Raw genomic sequence first — 16,841 nt, 5'->3', positions numbered from 1 at the left:
GCATAATAATTAAACTCGATCGGTTTTTTCGTTATAACTGATCTGATCGACTGATATAAGTAAAGTTCAATTGAAGCCTAATTTATTTGTGTATAAGAGTCAGATCCTGACACAGGGGGAAGCTTACGGTGGGTTTTATTCATTACAGTCGGTTATTCAACGCTTTGCTCGCTTTCAGTTTGAACAACATACGTTAGAAAAAGATAAGCTTGAATTATTTAAACAAGCGTTTACTTATAATCAGCAAGTTATGGAGTTTATTTACAATCTTCTGAACACTAATAAAAAGTCGAATCTAATTTTCTCATCTTTGTTTAATAATCTGATAGCCGCGCTCACTTATGGCACTAAGGGCAATGTAATCAGAAGTGAAGATGAATTAGAAGATTACTTTGAGATGGTTGAACACATTGGTGTTTTTTCAATTATTAAGTTAAATCTAGGTCCTGAATTTTTAGCGGCATACGAAGCAATTAATATTGAAGGACTTGTAACAAAAAGTAATGAACTTCAGGTAAGACAGGTATGGAAACTCATAAAACTTCTAGCGCGCTATTATAACGGAGAGTTTGACGCTGCTCATCAGCAATTAAAATCTTTAATTACAATTGAGTCGTTATCGGCTCTTTCAGGAAAGTATGAGAGAGGTCGAGTACTCGAAAGGATTGTTTACAATATTGCAATGAATCTATATGAGATGGAAGGTTATGCACTTGATAGGGTTGCCCATAACATAAAGTTGAATTCATATCGGTATGTCACTTTTGGTTCATCGAATGTGCAAGTTGCAATGAATGTTGAACCCTTAATGGGCCTAGTTAATACTGAGTCGAGTTACTACGAGGCACAAGGTTATCTATATGGGGCAATCAATCTAAATCAACTAAATCACTCCATTGATGATCTATATGAAAATCAGCATATGGAAAGGGTGCAGTTAACTTACCTTAAATCTCGTGCAACCTATGTGAGCTTCGAAGCTATAGATAAATTGGTTAGCGTTAACCCTTATACTCGAGGTTTAAAAAAGTTGATGTATGCTTTTTCATGCGAGAATGAGCAGTCATCTGAGCTAGAACATAATGAGCTGAATGAGAATATAATTCGGTATTACCAATCAGCATTACCAGACTTAAGCCATATTAAGTTTTATTATGTGCAAGCACTTTATTTTTATGCTCAATTTTTACAAAAAGCTGATTGCATAGATTTCGAAACTATTTATGAACAAGGGTTAGGGTTAACTAAAAGGCATCATTATCGATATTGGCAACACAGATTTTTATTATTAAAACAACCCAATTTAGGACGTTATAAACCAGAAGATTACCCACTACCTGGAAACCTTGATATTTCGTCATTAGTTGAAAAACAGGCTAAGTGGATAAAACAAACTTATGGTACAAGCTTGAATCCATTCAATCAGGGCAACACTGAGTTAAAAGCGCTTCCAAGTTAAATTTTTCAATAGTATTTTTTAAGTGGGGGAGTTTTATAACTCTCCCTGATAAGTTTTAATTAAGCAGTAAAGTAAGCTCAAATTAGATACTAATTAATGTGACTTAAATTTCAGTCTTGTCTTTAAACTCACACAAGTCTTCAATAATACAGCTGCCGCACTTTGGCTTACGTGCTACGCAGGTGTAGCGCCCGTGTAGTATTAGCCAATGGTGAACGTCTACTTTAAATTCTTTTGGTACTACTTTTTCAAGCTTTTGTTCAACAGCAACTACGTCTTTACCCATGGCAAGCTTGGTACGGTTAGATACACGAAATATGTGTGTATCTACGGCTATTACAGGCCAGCAAAAGGATAATAATAGTAGATACTTATATTGTATTGATTTACACTGTATATAACAACAGAGGTGAATCAAAAACATGAATAAGCATACTACTTTAAAACCATTACTCTATAGTTATATACGCTTTTCTACAATCGAACAGGCTAAGGGGCAGTCTTTAAATCGGCAGCTTAGTTTTGCTAAAGAGGTTGCTAAGGAAAAAGGGCTTGAGCTTGATGACTCATTATCAATGCGTGATATGGGGTTAAGTGCGTTTCATAAAACCAATATTACCCGGGGCGCTTTGGGTATATTTTTAGCGGCGGTAGAGCAGGGTAAGGTACCGGCGGGTTCTATTTTAGTGCTTGAAAGTTTGGACCGCATTTCTCGTGCTGCGCCGCTTGAAAGTCAGGGCATTATTGCACAAATTATTAATGCTGATATTACGGTGATCACGGCGGCTGACCGTAAAGAGTATAATAAAGAAACCATTAAAAAGAATCCGATGGATTTGGTTTATATTATCCTGGTGTTGATACGGGCCAATGAGGAAAGTGAAACTAAATCTCTGCGGGTTCGTTCTGCGTTGACTAAGCAATGTGATGATTGGTTAGCCGGCAAACGTGGTTTTAGGGTTAAGTGTGGTAAGCCGCCTAGCTGGGTAGTGTGGAATGATGATAAAAAGTTATTCGACTTCGATCCGCACAATAAAGCTATTATGCTGCGTAAGCTTGAATTATTTAAAAAAGGGCACGGCGGTATAAAAATAGCTGAGCTTATTAATGCAGAGTTTGGTGCGGGTACTGTTCACCACACTGGGGCTAATGTTTATAAAGAGGTAAAGCGCCGTTCGTTAATTGGTGAGCTGAATGTAAAAGTAGGCGATGCTGATTACGTTCTTGAAGGTTATTACCCGCCATTAATGAGTAAAGTTGAGTTTGATTTTTTAGTCGCAGATTCATCTAAACGAGGTGCTACGAAACACACACAAAAGTTTGTGGGGATTTTATCGGGCGTTGGTGTATTTAAATGTGGTTGTTGTGGTAAATCGGTCGGTTCGCATGTTGTTTATCGTAAAAAGTGTATTGATGAAGTAAAAAGTAGCCATAAGCGCTATGGTTGTGTTGAAGCTAGGCGCAATAATAACTGTACAATGAGTTCTACAGTGCAAATTGAAATGGTTGAAAGTGCTGTTGTTAAGTTTTGCCAGGATAAAGTAAACCTGCAACGTATATTGCTAGGGGGCAGCGACCGCGAATTAATTAATACTGAAGAATCAGCACTGGTTGCGCAGCTTGAAAAAATTAATGACGATATAAACTCACTTACAGAAACGCTTTTAATACTTGAGGGCACGCCACCACAGGCGATAGCTAATAAAATATCAGCCCTTGAAACACAAGCGCGTGACATTCAAACCCAAATAGATACCAGTAAAAACAAGCTTGCTAAAATTGACCACTCTTTTCGTGATGAAGTAACAGACCGCTGGTTATCGCTTACTAAAAACCTTGTAAAACTTTCCAATGACGAACGTTTAGCTATTCGCCAGCTAGTTAAAGATACTTTTAAAAGCATCAGTTTACAGCTAAATACATTTAGCGGCGATAAAGGTGGCCTCAATAATGTTTTTGAGCACCTATTAGGTGCCTCAAATGCTGACTACTTTGAGCTTTTACTGGAATTTCATAATGATAAGAAGCGTTTGTTGCGTCTGCATAAACATACTGGTGAGCTAGTTAGTGGTTATGACTTTTGACGTAATTACGAAGTGGCCTGACGCAAGTTTACCCTTGCAACAGGCCATATTCAATATTATTTAGTTGAAGGGCTTAGTTATTTAGGTTCTTTAAAATAATTAGGATCAATACTTGTAAACCTGGCACAAAAGGTTTTAATAATATGATCTAGCATTGCTTCAAAGACCATTAACTCAACAACCATACCTGACTGAATAATCTTACCTTTATTGGTTATTATCGCTAGCGCATATCCTTTTTGCATTTGCAGTCCATTATTATTAGAAGAAATAATTTGCATAGAAACCTTTAAGTTATTAATAAAAGAATTGGTTAGCTTGAAGGCTTAATTAATCAAACTAACAGTACTATGATAACTATTTTCAAAATTTTTCAAAATTTAGGGATGTTTTGGATATTTTTCTGAATCCCTCCGCTAAATGGGGAGTTAGATTGCATCTTGATTAAAATTCAGAGAAAAACACAAAAAATTTTTTAGATAAATAGAGAATTAAGTAATGTGTTTTGTATATTTATCAGGAAATTATTGAAGTTGGTTTATTAATTGTTCAATACTTATTACTGATAGGTAGGCTCAAGTTACTCTTCACGCTGAATTGTCTAAGCACTTAAAATATAGGTTTACTTTCTGGACTTTTTAATAACCACGACTAAAACTATTGTTAATACGGTCGCAGGTAATAACCAAATATATTCCGCCATATTATTCATCCTCAAGGTTGTACAGTGATATTCCAACATTAATGATTTTTATTATTTTTGCAAATTAAACCAACAAAACGCAATTCTTCACTTTTACCCATTGCATGGCCCTAGTTAATTTCAGGACAATTAACGAGGACAAATCATGAAAAACACTAAATCTCAATTTATTCGCCAATACGTTCGAGCCAGTAAATCTCCGTGGGATGACTGTTCTACAATTTTATTGCTAGCAGATGTAGTTAACGAACAAGCGATGGAGCTAAATTTCAATAAATACATATATCTACATAGAGATAGCGTTGGAAAAATACTTGGTATTAGTATTTCAAATAGTATGTTAGAAAAAAATCCGAGTTTTGAGAATAGGTATTTAGAAGGGCACGATATGACGTTGTTTTTACTTATCTACATAGATCAAATAACACAGTTTTGTGCGCTGTTCTCTGAGGAGTTCGAGCAAATATTTATGCAAACGCCAACGACATTTTTTGCAGCAGCAGAGAGTGATTGGGTCGATATTATCGACAATGCATAACCCTCCTAAGCAGACTTCGGTCTGCTTTTTTTATAAGAATTTTTCGTAAACCGATTTAAATACCCATGTCTGATTTTACTTAATAATGAGTTATCGATTTTGATAACAAACCACACAAGGATAGTGAAAACATGAAACATGCATACGTATCAACATTAGATTTTTTAAATTTATTACACACATTTAGCCGAGTAATCACCGCTAATGACCACCAGATTAACTTATTAGAATTACGCAGTGATAATGCGAATTTAGATGAGCTTTGGGAGGTTGTTGGCTCTGAAATTACAGCGAATAAAGAGCTAAATCAGTACGCTATGCGAAAACTCACCTACGAGCTTATGCATGCTCTGATCAGCGACCCAGTAGAGCGTGTGGAGCTGCCATGTGACTTCGAGGATGATGTTTATCCCTAGGGTCTAATTGAAAAAATTAACGATTGAAACTGAGGTCATAATGGTTATTTTCAAAATCAAAATAACAGCCTAATCATATCTCCCAAAATATGCCTGAATCATTATTTGCTGATTCGTTGCCCTAACTGCAATAGCGTTTAATAGGGCATTTTACTCAGTTACTGAGTATCAAACCTGGGAGGGGGTCCTGCGCAAATACAGGGTTTCGTTACGATGCCTCAAAAGCGAGGTCATTGTAATCATGTTTGGCAAGGCCATAGGTCAAATGCACAAGGGAGGTAGATTTATGTCTATCTCCCTTTTGCGTATTTCAGTAAGTCAGTTCACTCAGTAGTTTTATTACAAATGATAGTGGCGGGGTAAAAAATAAAAAATAAAAAAATAATTAATTTATTTTTTAACCGTCAGAAATGAATTAATAAATTTATAAAAGTTGCAAATGTGCCTGTATTTTTATTTTTTCTATTTTAATACTTTTAGAGGGGGTTATCTTATTGAAATTAAATAAAATATTTACTGTTTTGGTGGGCAATTTATATGTTTATTGTGGCATTTTATACGAAATGAGTAGGCAATTTATACGGTTTAGGGGGCCATTTTCACTGTAAATAAATAAAACTTTTTTTACCAAAAAACTTACCGAAATTTCTTTTATTCGTTGAGCCGCGGTTAGCATAACAGCATAAACTAGAAATGAGGTAGAGAAATGAGTAGTAAAAATTCTCCAAGAATTGTTTTCGGCAATAAGCTGTTACATGCGGGTTATTCGCTCGATATTAATGAGCAGCGATTAATAAATCTCGCGCTGTCTAAAGTAAACTCCAAAAAGTCTAACCCAGGAAAAATTCTGATTTATCCAACGGAATATGCCAAGTGTTTCGGCCTGAGTAAGTACAGCGTTTATGAGCAGCTGAGTTCTGCCGCAGAGTCACTCAGAGATAAATCTGTAAGCATTTTAGACGATAGCGGGCAGTCGCTTTCAATTCCTTGGGTGAGTAGCGCTTCATACGAAAAGGTGAAAAATCAAGGGTCTTTCATTACACTTGAGTTTTCAGAAGAAATCGAGCCGTATATTTTTAATATAGAGAAAAATTTCACAAGGTTATTTTTTCATAACACAGTAAAATTAAACAGCCTAGCATCATTTCGGTTGTATGCACTCCTAAACGAGGTGCGAAATTATAAAAATTACAAACGACAGGGCGCGGTAGTTGTGAATTTTCAGTTGCCAGAGATGAAACAAAAATTATTTTTATCTGAATCATATGGAGCATGGCGCGATTTTAAAAACCGCATCCTGTTACCTGCTATTGAAAAAATTAATGCCCACACAGATGTACGCGTAACGTTTAAGCCTAAAAAAATGGGTAACTGTATTACTGCCATTGAATTTTCCTATTTTACTCAATGCTCTAGTGAAAGTGAAGAGTTTGCTAGGCCAAGACTATCTCGTCGCCCTAAAGTCAATAAAGGGTCGCATGCTGAGGGTGTGTGGGCTCGGGGAAACCTCAATCGATTAGGAAATTATGAGCTATCAAACCAAAACGAAAACCCCGCTTTTAGATTGGCAAAAGCAGATATAAGGCGCTGTATAACGTATGCAAAAATCATTGGTGACGATGAAGCTAAGATTTTTTACTCTAAACAATTGAATAAATAAAATAATCATGATGTCTCAATGTTGATACTACTGCATTACGAGTAAAACATTTTTTCAATTTCAGAGCACAATTTAGTTCGGTATATTATTGAGGCACGCAGCAGCTCAGCATCGCTCTCACTGAGAAGTGGTGCTCGTGTCTTCTTGTCAAAACGTTGCGGCATTTCCTCAAATAGTTGTTCGTGGAGTCGTTTAATGTCATCAAAAATTTTGACCGATTGAGAGAATAAAAAAATCTTACTGTAATCGTTTTTTTTTAACGAGGCCAAATATTTTAGTAAAATGACCTGTCGTGCCGTTTTATTTTTAAATGAATGCTCAATTTCAACTGCTGCAACAGAGCCATCTAGGAGTCGCACAGCACCATCCACAGTTCGTGCATCAGATAGGTTATTAATACGTTTAAATTCAGGCTCGGTAATGAATCCACTCCACATTGGGGCGTACGTTTCATCACTGTGATAATTATGTATACCGCGCAACATTACAAATGCGTTTATAAGGTTGTGTGCTACATTATTTTGGTTGAACTGCAGAGCAGGGTTTTTATTACTCCTAAAATACACGTCGATGCCCATTAACTCCTCGGCAAATTTGGCAGCAGTATAGGTAGGCACATAGACGCGACCATCTGGACTGCGGTGTGTTTTTACTACACGCAGTAAACCATCTTTTTCTAGCCTGTTTAGGTGTTCCAACGCGAGGCGATGATTAATGCCGTAGAGCCAACGCACAATGCCTGGTGTAACAATAGAAAACCGAATTGCAATAAGCACCGAGACCTTGGTTCTGTTAACCCCTTTTTGGTGGTTATTTTCGCCTAGATAATACCGCATATTAATATCAAAATAGCGAGGGTAGTGAGTATGAAGCGGGTTTTTCGTTTCTAAATCTTTTGATGGTTGCTGAGTCAATTCAAAAATCCTTTTGGTGAGTTAATTATTAAAATTAACTAGCACCGCAACACAAAAATTATCATCATTTTATAATTATATTGCCGTTTTTCATTCCGAGATGCTCTGGCAGCATGTACGGAATGATTGTCGCGATAATTATCGCAACAAAAGCCGCTTTCAGCGGATGGCCTCGTCGCTTCGCTACTCAACCATAGGTCTAAAACGCCCGTCAGCTCTGGTGTTGCTCCGCAACGAGCTGGCTCAACGCGCTATCGCGCTAGCGTTTTATACCCAGCGCGAATGCACCGAGCTACGCTCTGTACTGACCGCCATACTGCCGCTTCAGACAATGCGATGGGTGCCCCATTATCCGCATTTTTCTTCGCTTTTATTTTCTGACGAAAATTATGGTTCGATATCAATTTGTGCCAAATTTTAATCGAATTTCGCTGATGCGAAACACTATCGCGGTCAGTACAGACCAGCTGTACATTCGCGCTTTCTCCATGTGTCTACGGCTTCGCCTACACCACATTACGCGCTTGTTGGCCTCATTCTGAGGCGCTATTTTGCAGTTTTTCGTGCCGAAAAATGCGATCTAAAAACCTGTCTTGCAGACAAAAGCCGCCTTCAAATTAAACTTATTAATAAACTTTTTAGATAAAGAGGAGAGGGTTTTTACTAAAAAAATTAAGTGAAAATAGAAGAAAAGTGAATGCCTTATTCAAACTGTTTGTTGCTGAGCTGCGCAGTCAAACAAGTTTGTTTTTTATCACGAAATCATTAAATTTGAAAGCATTAATTAATGATTATTAAGGTTTAAAAATGAAAAACGACGCTAATGATATTGCTATTAATCCAACAACAGGACTACCTATCACAAATGCCAGTACTAATATCGTAGATGTTGGTGGCAATGTGGTGGGCCAGCCAGACAGGGTAATGACTGTTTATGAAATTGAAGAGTCGATAGGTGACTCTATAGAACATGATTCTTTTGATGCTTTTGATGACGGTTTTTAATGTCCAAAATTTTAAAGGCTTTTAGCCAATATCGAATAGAAATTACCTATTCGATTATCGCATTTAGTGGCTCAGCTATATTGTGTTTACAGTTCCAATCCACTGAAAACTTCGCTTGGTTTATCGCTCTAAGTTTTTTTTGCACTAGAATGATAACAGGTATCTATAACTACGAATATTATCGAAAAAGTAACACCCCAAGCATGAAGGTCATGCTTAAGCATCTCCTTATTAAATTTGTATAACCCTTGTTTATTTGTCCTAAACGCAAAGCGCTCTGAGTTAATCAGGGTGCTTTTTAGTTTTATATGTATGTAAGTTACTGACCAGCCAGCCTTTAAGCTAGTTAAAATATTTTAATTCGACAAATATCAACGTATAAATTATGAAATATAAGATATCGGGTTTGGGTTTGTGGGTACCATCACTTAAGCTGATTTTGAGTCACAGATTGAGAATAATAACTACAATTTGAAGCAAAGTAGGGCACAAAAATTGATATTTTTTGATTAGAGCTTAACTTTAAATTTAGAGTAAGAGTATTTTCAGTTAGTGCCAGAGTAGGTCGGATAAGCTAAGAGCCATCAGGCGGAGAAAAACACTTTATCAATTATTATTTTATCGAGTGGCTGGAGAGTGCCATAAGCGGACACTCATAACCTTAGTCACTTGTTAAGTGTTCTTTTCTGGGGCGAAGGTAAATATTATATTTTGTACTACTTTCTTGTCTGCTTCACTTAGGTACGAAATATCAAACGGTTCCGAAGATTTAATGGCTTTTAACGCTTCTTTTTCTAGCTCTTTTTGGCCCGTAGAACGCACGATTTTAGAAAACTTTAGATAACCATTATCATCAATATTTATATGCACTTGCACTTTGTGACCGAAACAAGTTTCGCAAACAAATAAATGTGATTCAATTAGGCTCTTATTCTTACTGACCCACTTTGGAACATCAGATTTTTCATTAAAATCTGCAGCCTTTCTAGTTGAAATTTTTTCTCCAGGTAATTCATGCTGAATAGTTGAAGTGCAGCCCACCATGAGCAAAACAAGATAAAGTTTGACTAGATATTTCATAATTTCCTAGAGCATATAGGATGTTTATAGCGAGCGAATCGCACGTTCTTCTACCACAGCGTCGCTCGTTTATCTTAATTACCCACTTGTAACAAACTTCTTAACTATTTGCCAGCACTACCAAAATACAGTAGTTCTGGTTTTTACTTCAGGACAAAAACGAGCGATTCGGTCGTTTTCTTGACTATGCAGGCAATATATATTTTGACGAAATTGAAAAGTAACTGCTAACGACCGCTTATCGCTCTTTGCCGAAGTTCGGCTCAGTGCCAAGAGCAGACATTGGTAACTGCCGCGTAGTTTTGATGTCCTAGGGAGCCTGCGAGCGCCTTGATGCGTTTGTTATATGCCAAACTCTCTCAATTTTCTATCTAGAACCAGTCCAATATCAGCTAAAATGCCATCATGCTCGTAGTCAAGAAAAATTCTCACATCGTCGCGATCACCATTGGCATCAACTCTTGGTATGCAAAAGCCACGTGAGCACTCATTAGGGTTTACTACATCTCTCTCTTCACTACCATAGTATGAGTGAACATAGTGAATATTTGGCATTGATATATCCATCATGACTAAATGATCGTTTCCCCTTGGAGCATCAACACTCCTATGAGCAGAGTATTTCATTCTCAAAGGAATAATTTTAAGAATATTAGGCATTTCTGAGTCAACCACTTTTATGAAATCAGATTTAAAAAAGTAATAGATTTGACCTAATCTGTTCAGATACGCAACTACCTCATGAAACCAAAAAGGTTGCTCCCTCACTTTTGTCTGCGCCATATAGTTATCAAAGTGGTATTCCAGTCCCTGAACCATAGTTTTAACACCAGAAACCTGCTTGTAGTGCACTTCATAATCTTTTAATTGATCGAGTTTGTGAAGAATGCTGTTGATCATGAACCACTCCCTGAGTTTCCCTTGGCATATAACACTTTATAAGAGAACATCTTACCTATTTTAGCGCGAAAACGTCCTTATTTTATGAACTTATATTAATAGCAAATAATGAAAACTATTTGTAGCTATAAATATTATTCTTTCTGTGGCATATATAAACATGTAAAAAAGAGGAACGTTTCCTCTTATTCTGACTAAGTTAATGACGACTCACCTGACTGACCGCTTATCGCTCATACCCGAATTCTTTTGTAGCGGGCTAAGCTTAAAACTCCATAAACACCGGAGTACAACTAATGCACCAGTTAACAATATATCAGCCTAAAGAGCCTTGGAATAAAAATAAGCTTGTAGGACAAAAGTTACCTCTGAAATTACAGCAAATATGGGCTATCCGAATACGACTAGAACTTTTTCATAAAATAAGAGATCTAGCACTATTTAACCTAGCCATAGATAGCAAACTAAGAGGGTGTGATTTAGTTTCACTAAAAGTTAACGACATCGCACATGGTAAAACAATTCAATCAAGGGCAATAGTCGTTCAAAAAAAGACTGGTATGCCCGTCCAATTTGAAATTACTGGGAATACAAGGAAATCAATTGTGGCGCTCATAGAGCAATTTACTCTCAACTCTTATGATTACTTGTTTAAGTCACGAATTCATTCCTCAGAACACCTTTCAACCCGTCAATATGGACGTATAGTTGATTCTTGGGTCACTTCAATTGGGTTAGATAAGACTCAATATGGCACTCATTCTATGAGACGTACTAAACCATCACTAATTTACAAAAAAACTAAAAATTTAAGAGCCTGTCAGCTTCTACTTGGCCATAGAAAACTAGAAAGCACTGTCAGGTACTTGGGAATAGAAGTTGATGATGCGTTAGAAGTATCAGAACAGATCGATGCTTAAGTTTGAACCAATGCCAGACCTGAAGTAAGCGTCTGGCATTGGTTTCTAAAAAAATGTTAATCCACGCTACTTTGTTCTAAGAAAATCATAATGAAGCTGTATCAATATTGATTTGATAAGGCTTACTGACAAATTCAGCCATTTTTATACACTCCTTAACTGCAAACCCTCGTCCTTTGTAGTTTGCGAAAGCAATATGAGTATTATCAGTTAACACTGCATATAATCTATAGTCATGTGTGTAGCCTTTTCTAGGTATAGCTTTAAAACCTTTAATATCTGATAATTTATAAACACGTTTAAAAATAGTATATAAACTACTCGACTTTAATTCCAAGGTTTGTTTTGCGAGATCAAAACGACATACATAGCCACCAAACGAACCACTCCACCCTAGCCAGCATATAAACCCAGATACCCATATCGGTAATGATTTTGCTTCATCAGAATTAAACACATTAATTAGCCCGATAAATAAAAAGAAACCACACAACAAAACTAGCAATAATCTAGTTAACCTCGGTTGTCGATAAATAGCTAGCTCACTAGATAGTTCTTTAAAATACATTACAGCACTCCGTATTTAACTAAGCCGGCAATGGCTGTAAAAACAAAAAATGGCAGGGATAGTTTTATTAGCGATTTGCGATCCCATATTTCAATGAAAACAAGATCTTCACTATTAAAATCTTCATCTTCCAGGTGAGAGTTTGAATTAGCTTTTTTAGTATCATGAGTAACTTGAGGTGAGTTATATAATTCACTTTGAGCAAACCTTATCGGTGTTTTATTAGGCCAATCCGATATGGTTTCAACTGCAGTAGTATTATATTTCGTATATAAAAACGAAATGAACATCTTAGCATCTGTATACTGTTTAAATTCATATAACTGATCAACAAACTTAATTTGATAAGGGCCTTGCGCGCCTATACTACTTAATTCAAATGATAGTGTATCAAACGGTACAACAATTTTACTTCTTTGAAAGTAACCCCATAATGCGGTTTTTAAATTAAGCTGTTTTTCTGTCCCGTTAAACTCTAAGCGGCTCTTTCGACCAAAAAGCAATATTGATATACTTAAAAAGAAGCTTGCAGAAATAGCGAAGAAAATACTTTCCCCTCCTTCGCTTGTTACTGTCATCACAATGCTAGTAATTCCAGGAATAAGCATAATAAACGCAAAAATTTTGCTTGTCATTTCGCGTCTTGAGGGCATTGTTGTATTACCACTTTGATCTGTTTTGAGAACTTTTTTTACAAGCTTGGATAGATTGTTATATTCCATTACTTCAACCTTAAAAATTAATTATTACCTTATTTACATTAACAAAAAGTAGCTAAGTAAACCTTATCTCACGATACTTATATCGCTCCTTATACAGAAGCAAAATTACTATTTACAATACAACAGTTAATTCAAGTCAGGAAATCTTAAATGCATTTGATATAAAAAGATGACCGTCTGCTTCTCGCTCTAAGCGGACTAGAAAAATTTCACAAAATTTATTAATTAAATTTATAAATTCTTAAACACTAGGATGATTAAAAATTTATTGCCAAAAGAATTCTGGAATCAAATTTAGATTAGATCTATTTAATAAAATTAGAGGGCTAGTGCTTTTTTAAATCATGCAATTGATAAAAAACTTTAGTCTCGTTGTAACTTCAAGATACCTTAGAGAAGCCAGAGCAAATTGATGGCATTTTAAGTTCAGGCAGAACCAGACTCAACTACTGAATCTGGTTCGTGCTATAAATAAGCTCGTCATCATATTTTTAAATTAAAGCTGTTATTTACCTAACAAACATCCAAATACCGGCAGCTATCATAAATAAGTTTTCTGTTAGAGAGATAAACCCTAGTGGTACGTTACTGTCACCGCCTACACACGCACATTTTAACTCTCGTTTATCTATATAGACTGCTTTTATCACTGAAACAGCACCAACCCCACCTATGAATAATGAAATAGGGGCAATAATATAGGCTGGTAACCCGGCTATCATTCCAATGCCAACAAATGCTTCTAAAAATGGGTAAACATAAGCGTACCTGACTACTTTCATAGCGACTAAGTCATAGGTTATAAATGAATTAGTAAAGCTAAATAAGTCTTGAAGCTTTTGTATTGCTAACACTGCCATTGTTAGGGCTACAAACAGTTCAGCGGTTTGCATTGATAATAAGCTATTATCCGATGCAAAACTAAATGCCACACTAAGCAAAAAACTAACCGAAAAAATCGCAATCACGGGCGTGTAAGTTGTACCTTCTTGGGCTGCTTGTGGCTTATTAAAGTAATCACGTAAATCGTCGTAGCCACCTATACGTTTATTATCAATAAATGCTTGAGGTGTAGTTTCTACACTGTGTTGTTTTTTAAATTCATCTGTTTGCTCTCGAGAAGTTAAAAGCTGATCATCAACTGTATATCCCTCTCGCTCTAGTAGGTCTTTTGATTTTAAACCAAACGGACAAATATGCTCATCTGTTGCCATTCTAAAAAGTTGGGCTGATTTACTCATGCTTTACTCCTTATGTTATGCGGTTTATTTATTTATTTGAATTGAAATCTGGAACAGCTCTTAATTGTGCTTGAGCATTGGTTTGTGCAATGCCGTTTTGCTCTATATCTTTTAGGAGCCATTGCATTTCTTTTATTTCTCGCTCTTGGGCTTCAATTATATTTGTAGCAAGCTTTTGAACGCGTTTATCTTTGATTTTTGCCCTGTCACTGGTGAGTATGGCAATTGAATGATGTGGGATCATCGCCGACATCCATGAGCTATCATCAACAGTCACTTGTGAGCGAACTAAAAATAAACTTCCTGCAAATACGGCAACACTAGCAATGAGTACTGTTATATTTTTCTTTTTATCTTTATACATATTGAGCATGAAAAGTAGCATTATCACTGCCATCGTGGCTCCCATATAAAGCGCCATATAAGTACGAGTTTCACTAAAATAAACATGACTAAGTTGGTAGGTGTTCAAATACATCAATACAAACATGGTTATTGTGGATGTTGCTATCATTAAAAAAAATTTTGAATAGTGTGACATTGTATTGCTCCTTAAAAGTTTTGTATTTTGTTTTTACATGTGAGTAATTTTTACACTATCAAGCTCACAAATCAGTGTTTCCTGTTGTGTAAAATGGGTATTTAATAATTAACTCAAGAATTATGCCGTTAGGCTAAAATTGCTCGCTGGATTTACTTATGTATCTGTAGGTTTCTTCATTTGAGTTGTCAGTGAGTAGTTCAATATTATATTTGTGAAATATACCCTCCATTTCCATTCCGGGAGTGCCAATAGGCATGGCTGGTACACTTAAGCCTGTAATGTGCGGAGCGTGTTGCCCAGATAAAAACTGTTTTATATGTTTAACGGGAACATGACCTTCAAATACAAATCCATCGGCTGACACGGCTGTATGGCATGAGCGCATATTAGGTTTTATTTGATACTGAGATTTAATCGACCCCATGTCATTAACGTTAATTGCTTTTGTTTGAATATTGTTTTCACTCAAATGAGCAATCCACTTATTACAACATCCACAATTTTTACTTTTATAAACGGTAAGCTCAATTTCAGGTTTTTCTGAATTTTCATAGATTATTGATGTTTTATGCTGTTTTTCGATACTCATTGCCGAAAATGACATAGTTAATGATAAAAAAAACGCTGAGGTAATGTAGATTACTCGCATTGTTAACTCCTTAATTAGACCAGTGAATATGAGTGATTTTCCAACCTTTATCGGTGTTTTTTAATGTGATTGATTCCATTCCCGTAGACTTAATATCTTTCCCTTTATACTTTCCTTGAGTTTTACTTCTTGAAATTGAGTAAGCTATGTCTCCATTTGTGTGAACTTGATGCTCTAGCAGTTCACTATCAACTGCACTTAAGAATTTCATATCCGCTATCATATGATGGTTCGCGTATACATCTGCAGAACGCTCAACAATTCCGCCTTCAAAAATGACGACATCGTCGGCCAGTAATTTACGGGCACCTTTGGCATCGCCTTGTTTTAGGGATGCATGAAATAAGCTAACTGCCTTTGCAGCTTCGCTATCAACATTAACAAAGACCCAGCCTTTTTTTGTGTGCTCTTCATGGGTGTGTGCGTTCACAGCAAAAGAACTAACAGCGCTAAAAATTAGTAGCAATAAAATTTTTAAATTAGAGGATTTAATTAACATACATTTTCCTTTTTTATTAATCGTTAAATAGGCGGACCAACAAGTGTTGTAAATACACTTGTTGTAATAAGTACAAATAGGGCAATTAATATTTCAACAGTGATCGAGCGTTTTAATATACTTATATGGTGTTGTTGAGTGATTTGCGGGACTAAAAAAAGCTTATGCCATGCACCTAGTAACAGCATCGCGCTGACGAGTAACAGCTTTAATAAAATTAGTTGCCCATAATTTGATGTAAACAATGCAGAAAATGACTCTAGGTACTGCAGGAGCAGAGTTAAGCCCGAAATAAGTAGTACAAATACAATAACAATAGCGAGTTGACCAAAGTAATGCATTAACCGCTTTACTTCACTGGTAGGTAGTAAAGTGCAGCTTTTGTAAAGCGGCCACAATGACCCTAACCAGCTCGCAATGGCAATAAGGTGAAAGGTTAAAATACTTTTCACTAACCCATTTTCATTTGCACTGTGCCCAGTAAAAGTGAAGCTATAAGCGATAAACCCAAGCATGATTAGTATAACGGCAACGTTTTTATAACCTGCTACGTTATCATCTGATTCCACACTCCACATACATGCGCTAATTAGAGCAATAATAAGCGCTGGTATTCTAAACGTTGCTTGGTCACCTATGACTGATTGCCAAACAATTTCAAGCATAAAGGGGTCAAACATTCCCATAAAGCCTGATTCAGCCATTGCTCCAGCTTCTATTGGTACTTGTAAAAGTGCAGCAATACTACCTGTAACTACACACGTAATTTGCCAACGTTTTAAGAACTGATAAAAGCTAATTAAGTGATGCCCTGCAACATTGCTGTTGCCACACATAAAGCGCATTAATAAAGTGCCCGCAAGCCCTGAAATTGCGATATAGCTTGCTAGTTTTAATAATAGTAAGAGTACTGACCATTCACTTAATTGCATTATGTTG

Annotated in this window: 18 protein-coding genes and 1 pseudogene; 7 read left to right on the top strand and 12 right to left on the bottom strand. The window is 36.2% G+C overall.

Going from position 1 to position 16,841, the window contains the following annotated elements; genetic code table 11:
• The first annotated feature begins 70 nt into the window (after positions 1-70).
• Positions 71-1,459 carry a hypothetical protein gene (locus I6F10_RS05335; protein ID WP_231619885.1) on the top strand — a complete coding sequence of 463 codons (1,389 nt, stop codon included), beginning with the start codon at positions 71-73 and terminating at the stop codon, positions 1,457-1,459.
• Positions 1,460-1,562: 103 nt separating this feature from the next.
• On the opposite strand, the pseudogene I6F10_RS05330 reads toward I6F10_RS05335, so the two are convergent.
• Positions 1,563-1,814 (bottom strand): annotated as a pseudogene (locus I6F10_RS05330) (endonuclease III); the annotation flags it as partial.
• A gap of 67 nt (positions 1,815-1,881) precedes the next feature.
• Between I6F10_RS05330 and I6F10_RS05325 the strand changes: the two are divergent.
• Positions 1,882-3,543 (top strand): recombinase family protein, encoded by a 1,662-nt coding sequence (locus I6F10_RS05325; RefSeq protein ID WP_002962286.1) that lies wholly within the window; start codon positions 1,882-1,884, stop codon positions 3,541-3,543.
• Between the two features lie 77 nt (positions 3,544-3,620).
• Here the strand turns inward: I6F10_RS05325 and I6F10_RS05320 are convergent, their stop codons facing one another.
• Positions 3,621-3,824, bottom strand: a complete 204-nt coding sequence (locus tag I6F10_RS05320; protein WP_002962287.1) for a hypothetical protein — start codon at positions 3,822-3,824, stop codon at positions 3,621-3,623.
• Between the two features lie 567 nt (positions 3,825-4,391).
• Here I6F10_RS05320 and I6F10_RS05315 point away from each other — a divergent pair.
• The 3 genes from I6F10_RS05315 to I6F10_RS05305 all read left to right on the top strand — a co-directional run bounded on the left by I6F10_RS05315 (position 4,392) and on the right by I6F10_RS05305 (position 6,860).
• Positions 4,392-4,784 (top strand): hypothetical protein, encoded by a 393-nt coding sequence (locus tag I6F10_RS05315; RefSeq protein ID WP_197098564.1) that lies wholly within the window; start codon positions 4,392-4,394, stop codon positions 4,782-4,784.
• Between the two features lie 131 nt (positions 4,785-4,915).
• Complete coding sequence (locus I6F10_RS05310) at positions 4,916-5,200, top strand: hypothetical protein (RefSeq protein WP_197098563.1); 285 nt, start codon at positions 4,916-4,918, stop codon at positions 5,198-5,200.
• A 706-nt stretch (positions 5,201-5,906) separates the two neighbouring features.
• A complete protein-coding gene (locus tag I6F10_RS05305; protein WP_002962290.1) occupies positions 5,907-6,860 on the top strand; it encodes a replication initiation protein in 954 nt (317 codons plus the stop codon).
• Positions 6,861-6,895: 35 nt separating this feature from the next.
• Here I6F10_RS05305 and I6F10_RS05300 read toward each other — a convergent pair whose 3' ends face one another.
• Positions 6,896-7,774, bottom strand: coding sequence for a hypothetical protein (locus I6F10_RS05300; protein ID WP_002962291.1), 879 nt, complete (start codon positions 7,772-7,774; stop codon positions 6,896-6,898).
• A gap of 807 nt (positions 7,775-8,581) precedes the next feature.
• Between I6F10_RS05300 and I6F10_RS05295 the strand changes: the two genes are divergently transcribed.
• The gene (locus tag I6F10_RS05295) at positions 8,582-8,779 is read left to right on the top strand and encodes a hypothetical protein (protein WP_002963063.1); all 198 of its coding nucleotides are present in this window, start codon (positions 8,582-8,584) and stop codon (positions 8,777-8,779) included.
• Positions 8,780-9,451: 672 nt separating this feature from the next.
• On the opposite strand, the gene I6F10_RS05290 is transcribed toward I6F10_RS05295, so the two are convergent.
• Positions 9,452-9,859, bottom strand: coding sequence for an energy transducer TonB (locus tag I6F10_RS05290; protein ID WP_024598543.1), 408 nt, complete (start codon positions 9,857-9,859; stop codon positions 9,452-9,454).
• A gap of 342 nt (positions 9,860-10,201) precedes the next feature.
• On the bottom strand, positions 10,202-10,759 hold the full coding sequence (locus I6F10_RS05285; RefSeq protein WP_039036690.1) for a hypothetical protein: 558 nt from the start codon (positions 10,757-10,759) through the stop codon (positions 10,202-10,204).
• A 296-nt stretch (positions 10,760-11,055) separates the two neighbouring features.
• Between I6F10_RS05285 and I6F10_RS05280 the strand changes: the two genes are divergently transcribed.
• Positions 11,056-11,679, top strand: coding sequence for a tyrosine-type recombinase/integrase (locus I6F10_RS05280; RefSeq protein WP_010388419.1), 624 nt, complete (start codon positions 11,056-11,058; stop codon positions 11,677-11,679).
• Between the two features lie 85 nt (positions 11,680-11,764).
• Here I6F10_RS05280 and I6F10_RS05275 read toward each other — a convergent pair whose 3' ends face one another.
• The 7 genes from I6F10_RS05275 to I6F10_RS05245 all read right to left on the bottom strand — a co-directional run bounded on the left by I6F10_RS05275 (position 11,765) and on the right by I6F10_RS05245 (position 16,834).
• On the bottom strand, positions 11,765-12,247 hold the full coding sequence (locus I6F10_RS05275) for a hypothetical protein (protein ID WP_010388418.1): 483 nt from the start codon (positions 12,245-12,247) through the stop codon (positions 11,765-11,767).
• Positions 12,247-12,969, bottom strand: coding sequence for a hypothetical protein (locus I6F10_RS05270; protein ID WP_010388416.1), 723 nt, complete (start codon positions 12,967-12,969; stop codon positions 12,247-12,249). The genes I6F10_RS05275 and I6F10_RS05270 overlap by 1 nt, the downstream gene beginning before the upstream one ends.
• Before the next feature lie 509 nt (positions 12,970-13,478).
• Positions 13,479-14,210 carry a MauE/DoxX family redox-associated membrane protein gene (locus I6F10_RS05265; RefSeq protein ID WP_002963060.1) on the bottom strand — a complete coding sequence of 244 codons (732 nt, stop codon included), beginning with the start codon at positions 14,208-14,210 and terminating at the stop codon, positions 13,479-13,481.
• Positions 14,211-14,238: 28 nt separating this feature from the next.
• The gene (locus tag I6F10_RS05260; protein WP_010388415.1) at positions 14,239-14,751 is read right to left on the bottom strand and encodes a DUF305 domain-containing protein; all 513 of its coding nucleotides are present in this window, start codon (positions 14,749-14,751) and stop codon (positions 14,239-14,241) included.
• Between the two features lie 133 nt (positions 14,752-14,884).
• Positions 14,885-15,403, bottom strand: a complete 519-nt coding sequence (locus I6F10_RS05255) for a DUF411 domain-containing protein (protein ID WP_002963058.1) — start codon at positions 15,401-15,403, stop codon at positions 14,885-14,887.
• Between the two features lie 10 nt (positions 15,404-15,413).
• Positions 15,414-15,902 (bottom strand): YybH family protein, encoded by a 489-nt coding sequence (locus I6F10_RS05250; RefSeq protein ID WP_002963057.1) that lies wholly within the window; start codon positions 15,900-15,902, stop codon positions 15,414-15,416.
• 23 nt (positions 15,903-15,925) lie between these two features.
• Entirely contained in the window at positions 15,926-16,834 is a 909-nt protein-coding gene (locus tag I6F10_RS05245) for a copper resistance D family protein (protein WP_010388414.1), read from the bottom strand.
• Positions 16,835-16,841 lie beyond the last annotated feature (7 nt).

Origin of the sequence: Pseudoalteromonas sp. SWYJZ98 (assembly GCF_015864495.1) — a bacterium.
Lineage (GTDB): Bacteria > Pseudomonadota > Gammaproteobacteria > Enterobacterales > Alteromonadaceae > Pseudoalteromonas > Pseudoalteromonas distincta.
Note: the sequence above shows the minus strand (reverse complement) of the source record. Positions and strands in the feature narration are given on the sequence as shown.